The sequence below is a fragment of the Pseudomonas sp. AC252 genome (assembly GCF_979258105.1).
On the sequence record NZ_OZ409837.1, the window covers coordinates 1316191 to 1331649 of the forward strand.

9 protein-coding genes and 3 pseudogenes are annotated in these 15459 nt (G+C 58.3%); all 12 read left to right on the forward strand.

What is annotated here, in order from left to right; all coding sequences use genetic code 11:
• The first annotated feature begins 25 nt into the window (after positions 1 to 25).
• Positions 26 to 2866, forward strand: coding sequence for an LPS-assembly protein LptD (locus ACZZZ4_RS06210; RefSeq protein ID WP_463547442.1), 2841 nt, complete (start codon positions 26 to 28; stop codon positions 2864 to 2866).
• Positions 2841 to 4161 (forward strand): annotated as a pseudogene (gene surA / locus ACZZZ4_RS06215) (peptidylprolyl isomerase SurA). Before ACZZZ4_RS06210 ends, surA begins: the two are co-directional and overlap by 26 nt.
• On the forward strand, positions 4158 to 5147 hold the full coding sequence (gene pdxA, locus ACZZZ4_RS06220) for a 4-hydroxythreonine-4-phosphate dehydrogenase PdxA (RefSeq protein WP_463547443.1): 990 nt from the start codon (positions 4158 to 4160) through the stop codon (positions 5145 to 5147). The pseudogene surA and the gene pdxA overlap by 4 nt, the downstream one beginning before the upstream one ends.
• The gene (gene rsmA, locus ACZZZ4_RS06225; protein WP_463547444.1) at positions 5144 to 5962 is read left to right on the forward strand and encodes a 16S rRNA (adenine(1518)-N(6)/adenine(1519)-N(6))-dimethyltransferase RsmA; all 819 of its coding nucleotides are present in this window, start codon (positions 5144 to 5146) and stop codon (positions 5960 to 5962) included. The genes pdxA and rsmA overlap by 4 nt, the downstream gene beginning before the upstream one ends.
• 113 nt (positions 5963 to 6075) lie before the next feature.
• A complete protein-coding gene (gene apaG / locus ACZZZ4_RS06230; protein ID WP_039757715.1) occupies positions 6076 to 6456 on the forward strand; it encodes a Co2+/Mg2+ efflux protein ApaG in 381 nt (126 codons plus the stop codon).
• Positions 6456 to 7337 (forward strand): symmetrical bis(5'-nucleosyl)-tetraphosphatase, encoded by an 882-nt coding sequence (locus ACZZZ4_RS06235; protein ID WP_463547445.1) that lies wholly within the window; start codon positions 6456 to 6458, stop codon positions 7335 to 7337. Before apaG ends, ACZZZ4_RS06235 begins: the two co-directional genes overlap by 1 nt.
• A gap of 33 nt (positions 7338 to 7370) precedes the next feature.
• A pseudogene (glpE, locus tag ACZZZ4_RS06240) lies at positions 7371 to 7699 on the forward strand (thiosulfate sulfurtransferase GlpE).
• Between the two features lie 293 nt (positions 7700 to 7992).
• Positions 7993 to 9915: a PrkA family serine protein kinase gene (locus tag ACZZZ4_RS06245; protein ID WP_039757710.1), complete on the forward strand. Its 1923-nt coding sequence runs from the start codon at positions 7993 to 7995 to the stop codon at positions 9913 to 9915.
• A gap of 119 nt (positions 9916 to 10034) precedes the next feature.
• Positions 10035 to 11306: a YeaH/YhbH family protein gene (locus ACZZZ4_RS06250; RefSeq protein WP_463547446.1), complete on the forward strand. Its 1272-nt coding sequence runs from the start codon at positions 10035 to 10037 to the stop codon at positions 11304 to 11306.
• A complete protein-coding gene (locus ACZZZ4_RS06255) occupies positions 11303 to 12865 on the forward strand; it encodes a SpoVR family protein (RefSeq protein WP_463547447.1) in 1563 nt (520 codons plus the stop codon). The genes ACZZZ4_RS06250 and ACZZZ4_RS06255 overlap by 4 nt, the downstream gene beginning before the upstream one ends.
• A gap of 63 nt (positions 12866 to 12928) precedes the next feature.
• Positions 12929 to 14151: pseudogene (locus tag ACZZZ4_RS06260) on the forward strand (multifunctional CCA addition/repair protein).
• 275 nt (positions 14152 to 14426) lie between these two features.
• Positions 14427 to 15398, forward strand: coding sequence for an IS110 family RNA-guided transposase (locus tag ACZZZ4_RS06265; RefSeq protein WP_056786210.1), 972 nt, complete (start codon positions 14427 to 14429; stop codon positions 15396 to 15398).
• The last annotated feature ends 61 nt before the right edge of the window (positions 15399 to 15459 follow it).

Genomic DNA, 15459 nt, shown 5'->3' on the forward strand with positions numbered 1-15459 from the left:
CACGCAGGAAGCCCGGACTAATAAGATGGCATTGAAATCCCCCGCGTTTCGTAAAAAATTTCCGTTGTTGGTAACCGGCAGTCTGCTGGCTATGCAACCTCTGGCCAGTCAATTCGTTGTTGCCGCCGAGCAGTATGACTGCTCCGTCTCGGCTACGGGTGGCTGGGACTGTGCGCCCAAGTCGCCCACCGCGGCATTGCCGCCGCGTCCGGTGCATGACGGCAGTGCCGTCAGCTCTGCTGGCGAGGCCCCGGCCGACAACGGTTCCGGCGCAGAGACCGGTGCAAAAACCGCACTGGTCACTGAGTCCAAGGGCCGCGGCCTGAAATCCCGTAGCGAAGACTACAGTCACCTCGACTGGGTTCCGCGCGAGAAGCTCACCGCTGCGCAATTGGCCGAGACTGGTCCTTACTGCTCTGGTTCCTATATCGAACCGATTCGTCCTGGCATGAATGACAAGACGAATAAAAGTGACGCGCCGACCTTCATTGGTGCCAAAGCGTCGCGTTACGAGCAGGACACCCAGGTCGCCAGCCTCGCCGGTGACGTGATCATGCGTCAGGGCAGCATGCAGGTCGAAGCTGACGAGGCTAATCTGTATCAGGCCGAGAGCCGTGGCGAACTGGCCGGCAACGTGCGCATCCGCGACAACGGCGCACTGATCGTCGGCGACCACGCCGATGTGCAGCTCGACACCGGTGAAGCCAAGGTCGACAACGCCGAATACGTGATGCACAAATCGCGTATCCGCGGTAATGCGCTGTATGCCAAGCGTGCCGAAAACGCGATCATCCGCTTGAAGGACGGCACGTACACCACGTGCGAACCTAACAGCAACGCGTGGCAGCTCAAGGGCAACAACATCACCTTGAACCCGGCGACCGGTTTCGGTACCGCAACCAACGTGACGTTGCGCGTCAAAGACATCCCGATTCTGTACACCCCGTACATCTACTTCCCGATCGACGACCGTCGCCAGTCAGGCTTCCTGCCGCCGACCATCGGTTCGAGCACCGACACCGGCTTCACGCTGGTCACTCCTTACTACTTCAACCTGGCGCCGAACTATGACGCCACGTTGTACCCGCGCTACATGAGCAAGCGCGGCATGCTGGTGGAAGGCGAATTCCGTTACCTGACCAAGTCGAGTGAAGGTCAGTTCGGTGCTGCGTATCTCAACGACGAGAGCGATGAGCGCGATTTGCAGACCGACTCCAAGAAAACCCGCTACATGTACAACTGGCAACACAAGGGCGGGCTCGACTCCCGTGTGCTGACCACGGTTGACTACACCAAAATCAGCGATCCTTATTACTTCCAGGATCTCGAAACCGACCAGATCGGTGTGAAGACCTCGGACTTCGTGAACCAGCAAGGCACAGTGACATATCGGGGCGACAGCTACGCCGCTGCGATCAATGCACAGTCCTACCAGCTCGCGACCGTCTCGGCCATTACACCGTATGACCGCTTGCCGCAGATCACCTTCATGGGGTCTCTGCCCTATCATCCTGGCGGCCTGGATTTCTCGTACAACACCGAGCTCGTAAGGTTTGACCGCGATCTCAGAACTGGCAGATATCTGGACGAGAACGGTGGTCCATTCGACCCGCTTACCGGTCTCTACGGGAAAGACCGCCTCGACGAAAACGTAACCGGTCTGGCTCGCGCCAACGGCGACCGCTTAAACCTGGCGCCCGCCATCAGTCTGCCGTTGAACTGGACTTACGGTTTCTTCAAACCGACGCTCAAGTACCAATACACCCAATATCAACTGGATCTGGATAGCAGCGGCAAACAGGACATCATCGATCAAAAGGCTAATGCCGCAGCCACAGGCACCAAATACATCAGCGGCGATTTCAGCAGTAACCAGAATCGCGCAGTGCCGATTGCGAGCATCGATAGCGGACTGTACTTCGACCGCGATACTTCCTATTTCGGCAAAGACTACCGCCAGACCCTGGAACCACGCCTGTTCTACCTCTATGTCCCAGAGGTCGACCAGGAAGACATCCCTGTGTTTGATACCAGCGAGACTACGTTCAACTACTCGTCGCTGTTCCGCGATAATCGCTTCACCGGCTCCGATCGTGTCGGCGACGAGAACAAGCTATCGCTGGGCGTGACCAGCCGCTGGATCGAAGAGAACGGCTTTGAACGTCAACGCATCAGCGTGGGTCAGGCCTATTACTTCAAGAACCGCGAAGTTCAATTGCCGGGTATCGATCCAAAAACGCGCGAAGATGCGAAATCCAGTGTTTCGCCATACGCGCTTGAATATGAATACCGCTGGAACCGCGACTGGCGCGCCACAGCCGACTACAACTGGGACCCGGACAGCCGCAGCCCGCGCTCCGGCAGTGCGATGTTCCACTACCAGCCAGCCGACAACCCGAACAAGGTCATCAACGCGGGCTATCGCTATCGCAACGACCAGGTCCGGTATGACCAGAACACCGGTAAATGGACTGTGGGCGGTGGTGACTACGGCGTTCCCGGGCAGCCTGGCTACGTGAAGGACTACTACAAGATCCAGCAGCATGACTTCTCGGTCATCTGGCCGATCGTTCCGCAGTGGAACGCCATCAGCCGCTGGCAGTACGACTACAACCGCAATCGCACGCTGGAAGCTTTCGGTGGTTTCGAATACGACAACTGCTGCTGGAAACTGCGCCTGATCAACCGTTACTGGGTCTCCTATGACGAGTTCAGTCAGGAAGCTCCGGAAAACGAGAAAGGCGACCACGGCATTTTCCTCCAAATTGTTCTGAAGGGACTCGGCGGCCTGACTGGCGCCAAGGTAGAGAGCTTCCTCGACAAAGGCATTCAAGGTTATCGTGAACGTGAAGACCAAGCTTTCTGATTGTCTGCGCCCGGTGCTGCTGGGCGCGTTGTTCCGGTACGGCGGCCAACGCCGCCGTACAGTCCATCGATAAAGTGGTGGCGATCGTCGATAACGACGTGGTCATGCAGAGCCAACTGGACCAGCGCGTTCACGAAGTTCAGCAGACCATCGCCAAGCGCGGTGGCGGTCTGCCGCCTCCGGGCGTGCTCGATCAGCAAGTGCTCGAGCGTTTGATCGTAGAAAACCTGCAACTGCAGATCGGCGAACGTTCGGGCATCCGCATTACTGACGAAGAGCTGAACCAGGCTGTCGGCACCATTGCTCAGCGCAACAACATGACTGTTGATCAGTTTCGTGCTGCGCTCGCTCGCGATGGCCTGAACTATGATGACGCCCGTGATCAGATCAAGCGCGAGATGATCATCAGCCGTGTGCGTCAGCGTCGTGTGGCCGAACGTATTCAGGTTTCCGAGCAGGAAGTGAAAAACTTCCTCGCCTCCGACCTTGGCAAAATGCAGCTGTCCGAAGAACTGCACCTGGCCAACATCCTGATCCCGACTCCGGAAAGCGCCAACTCTGATGCTATTCAGAGCGCCGCGCGTCAGGCCATGGAGGTTTACCAGCAGCTCAAGCAAGGCGCCGACTTCGGTCAGATGGCTGTTGCCAAGTCCGGCAGCGACAATGCGCTGGAAGGCGGCGACATGGGCTGGCGTAAAGCCGCGCAACTGCCACCGCCTTTCGATCGTGAACTGAGCAGCATGGCCGTCGGCGACATCACCCAACCTGCACGTACACCGGGCGGTTTCATCATTCTGAAGCTACTGGGCAAACGTGGCGGCGAAGCGCAGATGCGCGACGAGGTTCATGTGCGCCACATCCTGGTCAAGCCGAGCCCGATCCGCGACGAGGCCAAGACCAAGGCACTGGTGCAATCGTTGTACGACCGCATCACTGCCGGCGAAGACTTCGCCGAGCTGGCGAAGAACTACTCGGAAGACCCGGGTTCCGCGCTCAATGGTGGCGACCTGAACTGGATCGACCCGAACGTACTTGTGCCGGAATTCCGCGAGGTGATGGCCAAGACCCCACAAGGTCAGCTGTCCAAGCCATTCCAGACGCAATACGGCTGGCACGTGCTGGAAGTCCTTGGCCGTCGCGCCACCGACAGCACCGAACAGGCCCGTGAGCAGCAAGCCATGACCGTACTGCGCAACCGCAAATACGACGAAGAGCTGCAAACCTGGCTGCGGCAGATCCGTGACGAAGCGTACGTAGAAATAAAACTCCCTGGTGCAGACCAGGCAGCGCAGTGAAACCCAAGCGTTTCGCGCTGACACCCGGCGAACCAGCCGGCATCGGTCCCGACCTGTGCCTGCTGCTCGCCTCGCAAGCCCAGCCACATCCCCTGATTGCCATTACCAGCCGCGACCTGCTCCTTGAGCGGGCCGCGCAACTGGGGCTGGTCGTCAATCTGCTGGATGTCGCGCCAGGGCAGTGGCCAGATGTTCCAGCGCCGACCAACAGCCTGTACGTCTGGGACACTCCGCTCAGCGCACCGGTAGTCGCAGGGGAACTGGACAAGGCCAACGCGGCGTTCGTCCTCGAAACCTTGACCCGTGCCGGCAATGGCTGCCTGAACGGCGACTTCGCCGGGATGATCACCGCGCCGGTGCACAAAGGCGTGATCAACGAGTCGGGCATCGCGTTTTCCGGACACACCGAGTTCCTCGCTGATCTGACGCACACCGCGCAAGTAGTGATGATGCTTGCCACTCGCGGTTTGCGCGTGGCGCTGGTCACCACGCATCTGCCTCTGCGCGAGATTGCCGACGCGATCACCCCGCAACGGCTGGAGCGAGTGACGCGAATCCTGCACACCGATCTGCAAGAAAAATTCGGCATTGACCGGCCACGCATCCTGGTCTGCGGCCTCAACCCGCACGCCGGTGAAGGTGGCCACCTGGGCCATGAAGAAATCGACATTATCGAACCGACATTAGAGCGCCTGCGCGGCGAGGGCATGGACCTTCGTGGCCCGCTGCCTGCCGACACTCTGTTTACCCCCAAATATCTGGAGCACTGCGACGCAGTGCTGGCGATGTATCACGACCAGGGCTTGCCCGTGCTCAAGTACAAGGGCTTCGGCGCTGCCGTCAACGTGACGCTGGGCCTGCCGATCATCCGCACTTCGGTCGACCATGGCACCGCCCTGGATCTGGCCGGCAGCGGCAGGATCGACACCGGCAGCCTGCAAGTCGCCCTGGAAACCGCCTACCAGATGGCCGAGACCCGTTTATGAACGAGCAATACCAACACAAGGCGCGCAAACGCTTTGGTCAGAACTTCCTCCACGATGCCGGCGTTATCGACCGCATTCTGCGCTCCATTCACGCCAAGCCTGACGACCGCCTGCTGGAAATCGGCCCCGGTCAGGGTGCCCTGACCCAAGGTTTGCTTGGCTCTGGCGCGCAACTCGACGTGGTGGAACTGGACAAGGATCTGATTCCGATCCTCAATCAGCAGTTTGCTGGCATGAGCAATTTCAACCTGCATCAGGGCGATGCGCTGAAGTTCGACTTCAATTCGCTGAACGCCGCGCCAAACAGCCTGCGGGTAGTCGGCAACCTGCCCTACAACATCTCCACGCCGCTGATTTTTCACCTGCTGAACAACGCCGGCATCATTCGTGACATGCACTTCATGTTGCAGAAAGAAGTGGTCGAGCGTCTGGCCGCAGGCCCGGGTGGCGGTGATTGGGGTCGTCTGTCGATCATGGTTCAGTATCACTGCCGTGTAGAACATCTGTTCAACGTCGGACCGGGCGCGTTCAATCCGCCGCCGAAAGTAGATTCGGCGATCGTTCGTCTCGTGCCCCACGCGGTACTGCCGCACCCGGCCAAGGATCACAAGCTGCTGGAGCGCGTGGTGCGCGAAGCTTTCAACCAGCGCCGCAAAACCTTGCGCAATACCCTCAAGCAATTGCTCAGCAATGCCGAGATCGAAGCCGCTGGCGTCGATGGCAGCCTGCGTCCCGAGCAACTGGATCTGGCCGCATTCGTGCGTCTGGCCGACCAGCTCGCGATACAGGTCCCGGCAGCTCCCGCCGCCGACTGACCCGCGATGAACGCTATCGGGCAGCACACCACTCTGGTTTACTGCCCGATACTTGCCTAGACTGATTCCCCATCAGCTACGCCCCGCGTTCCGCTTCGTTAAGGCCCTCTTGCATGTCCGATTCCCGTTATCAGGTCGATGTCAGCGTCGTCACTCACTATCTGGCAGACCAATCGCAACCCGAACACGACCGTTTCGCCTTCGCCTACACCATCACCGTGCAGAACAACGGCGAGCTTGCCGCCAAGCTTCTGGCCCGGCACTGGGTAATTACCGATGGTGACGGCCATGTCGAAGAAGTACGCGGTGAAGGCGTCGTTGGCCAGCAACCGTTGATCGATGCAGGCAAGAGCCACACGTATACCAGCGGCACGGTGATGACCACCAAGGTCGGCACCATGCAGGGCACTTATCAAATGCTCGCCGATGACGGCAAACATTTCGATGCAGTCATCAAACCGTTTCGCCTCGCTGTACCCGGAGCCCTGCACTGATGACGACGTACGCCGTCGGTGACCTGCAAGGCTGCCTCGAGCCGCTCAAGTGCCTGCTCCAGCAAGTTGCCTTCGACCCGGCGCTGGATCGGCTATGGCTGGTTGGCGATCTGGTCAACCGTGGCCCGCAGTCGCTGGAAACCCTGCGTTTTCTCTATGAGATGCGCGAATCGCTGGTCTGTGTCCTCGGCAATCACGATTTGCATCTGCTGGCCGCCGCGAAAAAGATCGAGCGTTTGAAGAAAAGCGACACCTTGCGCGAAATCATCGAGGCGCCCGATGGCCCGCAACTGATGGAATGGCTGCGCCAGCAGAAGCTGATGCATTACGACGAAATCCGTGATGTCGCCATGGTCCACGCCGGCATCCCGCCGCAATGGTCGCTGCGCCGTGCCCTTAAATGCGCCGCCGAAGTCGAGACTGCACTGCGCGACGACAATGTCTTCCCGGCCTACCTTGACGGCATGTACGGCAACGAGCCGGCAAAATGGGACAACGACCTCAAAGGCATCGATCGCCTGCGGGTGATCACCAATTACTTCACGCGCATGCGCTTTTGCACCGCCGAGGGCAAGCTTGACCTCAAGAGCAAGGAAGGCCTCGACAGCGCCCCGCCCGGCTACAAACCGTGGTTTCAGCACAAAGAACGCAAGACCAAAGGCCTGCGCATCATTTTTGGCCACTGGGCAGCGCTCGAAGGCAACATCCACGAGCCGGGCATTTCAGCGCTGGACACCGGATGCGTATGGGGCGGCAGCCTGACACTGATGAACGTCGACAGCGGCGAACGTCTGTCATGCAAATGTGATGAACACGGCGGGCTTGCACACACGGTCGCGCCACTTATCCCCGAATCTTCGCCAGTCGGCGCACCGCGTTAGACTGCACTTTCAGTTGAGCTACAGGAACCCGCCATGAGCGAATTCAAACGAATCCCCCAGAACAGGCGCAGGCCCTGCGTGAACAGGGCGCAGTCGTAGTCGACGTACGCGATCCAGCGACCTTCGCCGCGCTGCATATCAGCGGCTCGAAGCATCTCGACAACCATTCGCTGCACGCTTTCATTCAAGGTGCCGACCTTGATGCACCGACCGTGGTGGTCTGCTACCACGGCAATTCCAGCCAGGGCGCAGCCGCCTATCTGGTCAGCCAGGGCTTCTCCGACGTTTACAGCATGGACGGCGGCTTTGAGCTGTGGCGTACGACTTATCCGTCGGAAACCGCGCAAGGCACCGCCGAATAATTTTTGCGCGGCGCAGGCCCCGGCTGCCGTGGGCCTGCGCGCGGCAGACGAACGGTCTGCCACAACTAATTACGTATCTCGCCTTTACCTCTCGAATTCCCAACTATCCTTAAGCGCAGGCCATCCAAAACAGGGGAGAGCCGGTACACCGGCGCGCGGGTCATCGGGAGTAGCTTTCGCGGTTTGTCGACCGTGGAAGAATTCTGGGGGTAAACAGCAGCTGCCACAGCGACTGCTGCCAGCATCGACTGAGTGATCCGGCGTCGGCTCCACGTATCGAGCGAGGTGACGTCATGAGTATCTTTAGCCACTTCCAACAACGCTTCGAGTCCACACGCCAGGAAGAACTCTCGCTGCAAGAGTACCTGGAGCTGTGCAAGAAAGACCGGAGCGCCTACGTTTCCGCCGCCGAGCGTCTATTGATGGCTATCGGCGAACCGGAACTGCTCGACACTTCGACCAACTCGAGGCTGTCGCGCATTTTTTCCAATAAGGTGATCCGCCGCTATCCGGCCTTTGAAGACTTCCACGGGATGGAAGAATGCATCGACCAGATCGTCTCCTATTTCCGCCACGCGGCCCAGGGCCTGGAAGAGAAGAAACAGATCCTCTACCTGCTCGGCCCCGTCGGTGGCGGTAAATCGTCCCTGGCCGAGAAGCTGAAACAATTGATGGAGAAGGTGCCCTTCTACGCCATCAAGGGCTCACCGGTTTTCGAATCGCCCCTGGGTTTGTTCAACGCCACCGAAGATGGCGCAATCCTCGAGGAAGATTTCGGCATTCCACGGCGCTACCTGAACACCATCATGTCGCCCTGGGCGACCAAGCGCCTGGCCGAATTCGGCGGCGACATCAGCCAGTTCCGCGTGGTCAAGCTGTACCCGTCGATCCTCAATCAGATCGCCGTGGCAAAGACCGAACCCGGTGATGAGAACAACCAGGACATCTCGGCGCTGGTCGGCAAGGTCGATATCCGCAAGCTTGAAGAATTCCCGCAGAACGACGCCGACGCCTACAGCTACTCCGGTGCGCTGTGCCGGGCCAACCAGGGCCTGATGGAATTCGTCGAAATGTTCAAGGCACCGATCAAGGTGCTGCACCCTTTGCTGACCGCTACGCAGGAAGGTAACTACAACAGTACCGAAGGCCTCGGCGCGATTCCGTTCACCGGCATCCTGCTGGCTCACTCCAACGAATCGGAGTGGCATACCTTCCGCAACAACAAGAACAACGAGGCGTTCATCGACCGGATCTACATCGTCAAAGTGCCGTACTGCCTGCGCGTCAGCGACGAAGTGAAGATCTACGACAAACTGCTTTTCAACAGTTCTCTGTCCAAGGCGCACTGCGCACCGGACACCTTGAAGATGCTCGCGCAGTTCACCGTGCTGTCGCGCCTCAAGGAGCCGGAAAACTCCAACATCTATTCGAAGATGCGCGTCTACGACGGTGAAAACCTCAAGGACACCGATCCGAAAGCCAAATCGATTCAGGAGTACCGTGACTCGGCCGGTGTCGACGAAGGCATGAATGGCCTGTCGACCCGCTTCGCCTTCAAGATCCTCTCCAAAGTGTTCAACTTCGACCCGCACGAAATCGCCGCCAACCCGGTGCACCTGCTCTATGTGCTGGAACAGCAGATCGAACAGGAACAGTTCCAGGCCGAAACCCGCGAGCGTTATCTGCGCTATCTGAAGGAATATCTGGCACCGCGCTACATCGAGTTCATCGGCAAGGAAATCCAGACGGCGTACCTCGAGTCCTACAGCGAATACGGTCAGAACATCTTCGACCGCTACGTGCTGTACGCGGATTTCTGGATCCAGGATCAGGAGTATCGCGATCCGGAAACCGGCGAGATCCTCAACCGCGTGGCGCTGAACGAAGAACTGGAAAAAATCGAAAAACCGGCCGGCATCAGCAATCCGAAGGATTTCCGTAACGAAATCGTCAACTTCGTCCTGCGCGCCCGGGCCAACAACAACGGCAAGAACCCGACCTGGCTCAGCTACGAAAAACTGCGGGTGGTCATCGAGAAGAAAATGTTCTCCAACACCGAAGACCTGCTGCCCGTCATCAGTTTCAACGCCAAGGCCAGCAAGGAGGATCAGCAGAAACACAACGACTTCGTTACGCGAATGGTTGAACGTGGCTACACCGATAAACAGGTACGCCTGCTGTCCGAATGGTACCTGCGGGTCCGCAAGTCGCAGTGAGGCAGCTGCAAGCTATAAGCCACAAGCTGCAAGAAAGAGCGCGCGGAGGCTGAATCCTGGCCCAATCGCTTCGACTTGCAGCTTGCAGCTCAAAACTTGAAGCTCCCCGGAGGGGCCTTATGAGCTATGTGATCGACCGACGCCTCAATGGCAAGAACAAGAGCACGGTGAACCGTCAGCGTTTTCTGCGACGTTACCGTGACCACATCAAGAAGGCTGTCGAAGAGGCAGTCAGCCGGCGCTCCATCACCGATATGGAGCATGGTGAACAGATCAGCATTCCCGGTCGCGACATCGACGAACCGGTGCTTCATCACGGACGCGGCGGCAAACAGACCGTGGTGCATCCCGGTAACAAAGAGTTCACGGCCGGTGAACATATTGCCCGTCCACCGGGAGGCGGCGGTGGACGCGGTCCGGGCAAGGCGGGTAATTCCGGCGAAGGCATGGACGAGTTCGTCTTCCAGATCACTCAGGAAGAGTTCCTCGAATTCATGTTCGAAGACCTCGAATTGCCGAACCTGGTCAAACGCAACCTGACCGGCACCGACACGTTCAAAACCGTACGCGCGGGGATAAGCAACGAAGGTAACCCCTCACGCATCAATATCATCCGCACCCTGCGCTCAGCACATGCGCGTCGTATTGCCTTGTCCGGCAGCAGTCGCGCGAAACTGCGCGAGGCCAAGGAAGAGCTGGCGCGGCTCAAACGCGAAGAACCGGACAACTTCGGCGATATCCAGGAACTCGAAGCTGAAATAGAGAAACTCAGCGCACGTATCCATCGCGTGCCGTTCCTCGACACCTTCGACTTGAAATACAACCTGCTGGTCAAGCAACCGAACCCCAGCTCCAAAGCGGTGATGTTCTGCCTCATGGACGTTTCCGGCTCGATGACGCAGGCGACCAAGGACATCGCCAAGCGCTTTTTCATCCTGCTGTACCTGTTCCTCAAGCGTAACTACGACAAGATCGACGTGGTATTCATCCGTCACCACACCAGCGCCCGGGAAGTGGACGAAGAGGAGTTTTTCTATTCTCGTGAGACCGGCGGCACCATTGTTTCCAGCGCTCTGAAGCTGATGCAGGAAATCATGGTAGAGCGCTATCCGAGCAACGAGTGGAACATCTACGCCGCTCAAGCCTCCGATGGCGACAACTGGAATGACGATTCGCCGATCTGCCGCGACATCCTTATCAACCAGATCATGCCGTTTGTGCAGTACTACACTTATGTGGAGATTACCCCGCGCGAACATCAGGCCTTGTGGTACGAGTACGAACGCATCGCCGAAGCCTTCTCTGACACATTTGCCCAGCAGCAACTGGTCTCGGCCGGAGATATCTATCCGGTCTTCCGTGAACTCTTCCAGCGCAGGTTAGTGACATGACCGCCAAAGAGCAGAAACGCCAGCCGATTTCCACCGGCTCTGAATGGACATTCGAGCTGATCCAGACCTACGACCGCGAAATCGCCCGGATTGCGGCCCGCTATGCGCTGGATACCTATCCCAACCAGATCGAAGTGATCACCGCCGAGCAGATGATGGACGCCTATGCCTCGGTGGGCATGCCGCTGGGTTACCACCACTGGTCCTACGGCAAACACTTCCTCAGCACTGAGAAATCCTATAGTCGTGGTCAGATGGGCCTGGCCTACGAGATCGTGATCAACTCGGATCCGTGCATCGCCTATCTGATGGAAGAAAACACCATCTGCATGCAGGCCCTGGTGGTGGCTCATGCCTGCTATGGCCACAACAGCTTCTTCAAGGGCAACTACCTGTTCCGCACCTGGACTGACGCCAGTTCGATCATCGATTACCTGGTGTTTGCCAAGCAGTACATCATGCAGTGCGAAGAGCGCCACGGCATTGATGCAGTGGAAGATCTGCTCGATTCCTGCCACGCCCTGATGAATTACGGTGTCGACCGCTACAAGCGCCCGTATCCGATTTCCGCCGAAGAAGAGCGCCGGCGGCAGAAGGATCGTGAAGAGCACATGCAGAAACAGATTAATGATCTGTGGCGCACCATCCCCAAGGGCGCTGACAAATACAGCGACAAGGACAACGCCCGCTTCCCGGCCGAGCCGCAGGAAAACATTCTTTATTTCATTGAAAAACACGCACCGTTGCTCGAACCCTGGCAGCGCGAGATCGTGCGAATCGTGCGCAAGATCGCCCAGTATTTCTATCCGCAGCGCCAGACCCAGGTGATGAACGAAGGCTGGGCGACGTTCTGGCATTACACGCTGATGAACGATCTGTATGACGAGGGTCTGGTCACTGACGGCTTCATGATGGAATTCCTTACCTCGCACACCAGCGTGGTGTTTCAGCCTGGCTTTGACAGCCCGTACTACAGCGGCATCAATCCCTACGCGCTGGGTTTCGCCATGTACCGCGACATCCGGCGCATGTGCGAAGAGCCCACCGAAGAAGACCGTCGCTGGTTCCCGGACATCGCCGGTTCCGACTGGCTGTCGACCATCAAGTTCGCCATGAGCAGTTTCAAGGACGAGAGCTTCATCCTGCAGTACCTGTCGCCGAAGGTGATTCGCGATCTGAAACTGTTCAGCATCCTCGATGACGACCAGAAGGACGACCTGCTGGTGCCAGCCATTCATGACGAGGGCGGCTACCGAATCATCCGCGAAACCCTGGCTGCGCAGTACAACCTCGGCAATCGTGAGCCGAACGTGCAGATCTACAGCATTGACCGGCGCGGCGATCGCTCGCTGACCCTGCGTCATCAGCAGCACGACCGCAAACCGTTGGGCGACTCCACCGAGGAAGTGCTCAAGCATCTGCATAGGCTGTGGGGCTTCGACATTCATCTGGAAACCCTGCAGGGCGACCAGATCATGAAAACCCATCACGTGCCGCCACGCAGTGAGCACAACGAGGGCGATTACGGCCGGCTCGATCTGGCCGTGATTCATCTTTGATCCGGTTCCGGCCTCCGAAAGTCTGACGCAAGGGTTATCCTGTCGGACTGACGGAGGTTTTTTATGCAGGTTTACAAGGTTGGCGGCGCGGTACGTGATCGCCTGTTAGGGTTGCCGGTCACCGATGTCGACCGGGTCGTGGTGGGCGCTACCACGGAGGAAATGCTCGCCCAGGGTTTCGCCCGGTCGGCGCAGATTTTCCCGTGTTTCTGCACCCGAAAACCGGCGAGGAGTATGCCCTCGCCCGCACCGAGCGCAAGAGCGGTCGCGGTTACGGTGGCTTCACCTTCTATGCAAGTCCGGAAGTCACGCTGGAAGAAGACCTGATTCGCCGCGACCTGACGATCAATGCCATGGCCGAGGACGATCAACTCAACCTGACCGATCCGTATCATGGTCAATGCGACCTCGAAGCACGAATCCTTCGCCATGTTTCCCCGGCGTTCGCCGAAGATCCGCTGCGTGTGCTGCGCGTTGCCCGTTTCGCCGCGCGCTATGCCGGGCTGGGCTTCACGGTCGCCGATGAAACCATGGACCTCATGCGGCAGCTCAGTGAGTCCGGCGAACTGCAAGCGCTGACTGCCGAGCGCAGCTGGAAGGAAATTTCCCGCGCCTTGATGGAAGATCACCCACAGGTGTTCATCCAGGTATTGCGCGACTGTGGCGCGCTGAAAGTACTGATGCCGGAAGTCGACGCCTTGTTCGGCGTGCCGCAGCCGGAAACTCATCACCCGGAAATCGACACGGGCCTGCACACTTTGAGCGTGCTGGAGCAATCGGCCCTGCACAAGCAGCCGCTGACGGTGCGCTGGGCCTGCCTGCTGCACGACTTGGGCAAAGGTCTGACGCCGGAAGAAGAATGGCCCCGGCATATCGCCCATGAGCACACGGGGCTGAAGCTGATCAAAGCGGTCAACGAGCGCTTCAAGGTCCCCAAGGACTGTCAGGAACTGGCGCTGCTGGTCGGGCAGTATCACACCCATGGGCACCGGGCGCTGGAGCTGAAAGCCTCGACGCTGCTGGAGTTATTGCAGAGCTTCGATATCTATCGCCGGCCGCAGCGCTTCGAAGAGTTTATCGTCGCGTGCGAGATGGACGCCCGTGGCCGCAAGGGCCTGGAGCAGCGCAGTTATCCACAGGCGGATTATTTGCGCGGAGCGGCGCAAGCTGCGCGAGCGGTGGCGGTGCAGCCTTTGCTGGAGCAGGGACTCAAGGGGCCGGAATTGGGCGAAGCGCTGAAGCGTGAACGGTTGAAAGCATTGAAAAACTACAAAGACAGCGCCTGAAGCAAGATCAAAAGATCGCAGCCTTCGGCAGCTCCTTGTATCTCGACTAACGCTCCGTCAGGAGCGATAGTTCTCGACTGATCATCGAGGGAGGGACTTGGAAGCCGCGCAGCTCCTTAGGCTTTTTGCCTGTGACGTAGATCGTGCTCCAGCCCTCCACACTCACTCGTACAGTTCGCACGGTATCTTGGGCCCGCCTGCGGCGAGAGCCCGCATTCGCAAGGTTGGACAGAGTGACGTGATGATCGCAACAGGGAACAAGTGGAGAAACGATCATGTCCGGTTTCGTTGGCGTCGACATCGCAAAGAACACCTTTGATATCGCTACACACCAGCCCAACGGCAAGCACAAAACCAAGGCCAAGCTGGCCAACGATCCAAAGGGCTTTAAAGAGTTTGAGGCGTGGCTAGAAAAAAACGCCGAGCGTTCGGCCCTGATCGTGATGGAAGCCACGAGCGTTTACCACTTGGAACTCGCGGAGTTCGTTTACAACAAAGGCTTCCGGGTCTGCGTCGTGAACCCGGCTACGACCAAAGCGTACGCTGACAGCGAACTGCGCCGCATCAAGACTGATAAAAGTGATGCCAAACTGATCGCCGACTTTGCCCGGGAAAAAGATCAAAAACTTCACCCATGGGCGCCTGAGCCGCTGAAATACCGCCAGTTGAAAGCAATGGTGCGCCGCTTGGATGACCTTCAGGAAATGGAACAAATGGAGCTTAATCGTCTGGACGTTTCCGACGAAAAGGTCAAAGACTCGATCAACTCCGTTCTGCGCCATATTGAAAAAGAGATCGTAGAAACGCACAAGGCGATCAAAAAACACATCGATGACGACCCGGATATGCGTCAGATGCGGGATCTCATCGTCACCATCGACGGCATCGGACAAAAAACGCTTGAACGATTGCTGGCCGAACTGGGTGACTTGCGCAAATACAGTGATCCTCGCCAACTGGTCGCTGCTGCAGGGCTCAATCCAAAGCTGCAGGAATCAGGAAAGCTCAAAGGTCATACCCTGATCTCAAGAGTAGGGTCGGCACGGCTGCGTGCAGGCCTCTACATGCCTGGCATGGTGGCGCTGAAACACAATAAGGCGATCAAGGCGATGAAAGAACGCCTGGAGGCCAACGGCAAGGCCCCCAAGCAGATCATCTGCGCAGCAATGCGCAAGCTGCTGCACTTCGTTTACGGAGTGCTCAAGTCTGGACTGCCATATGACCCGAAACTTGCGCTTGCCCGGTGAGGCTCAAGACGGTATCTACAGGGAAACGCAAATTCCTCGGTAGGAGCTGCCGAAGGCTGCG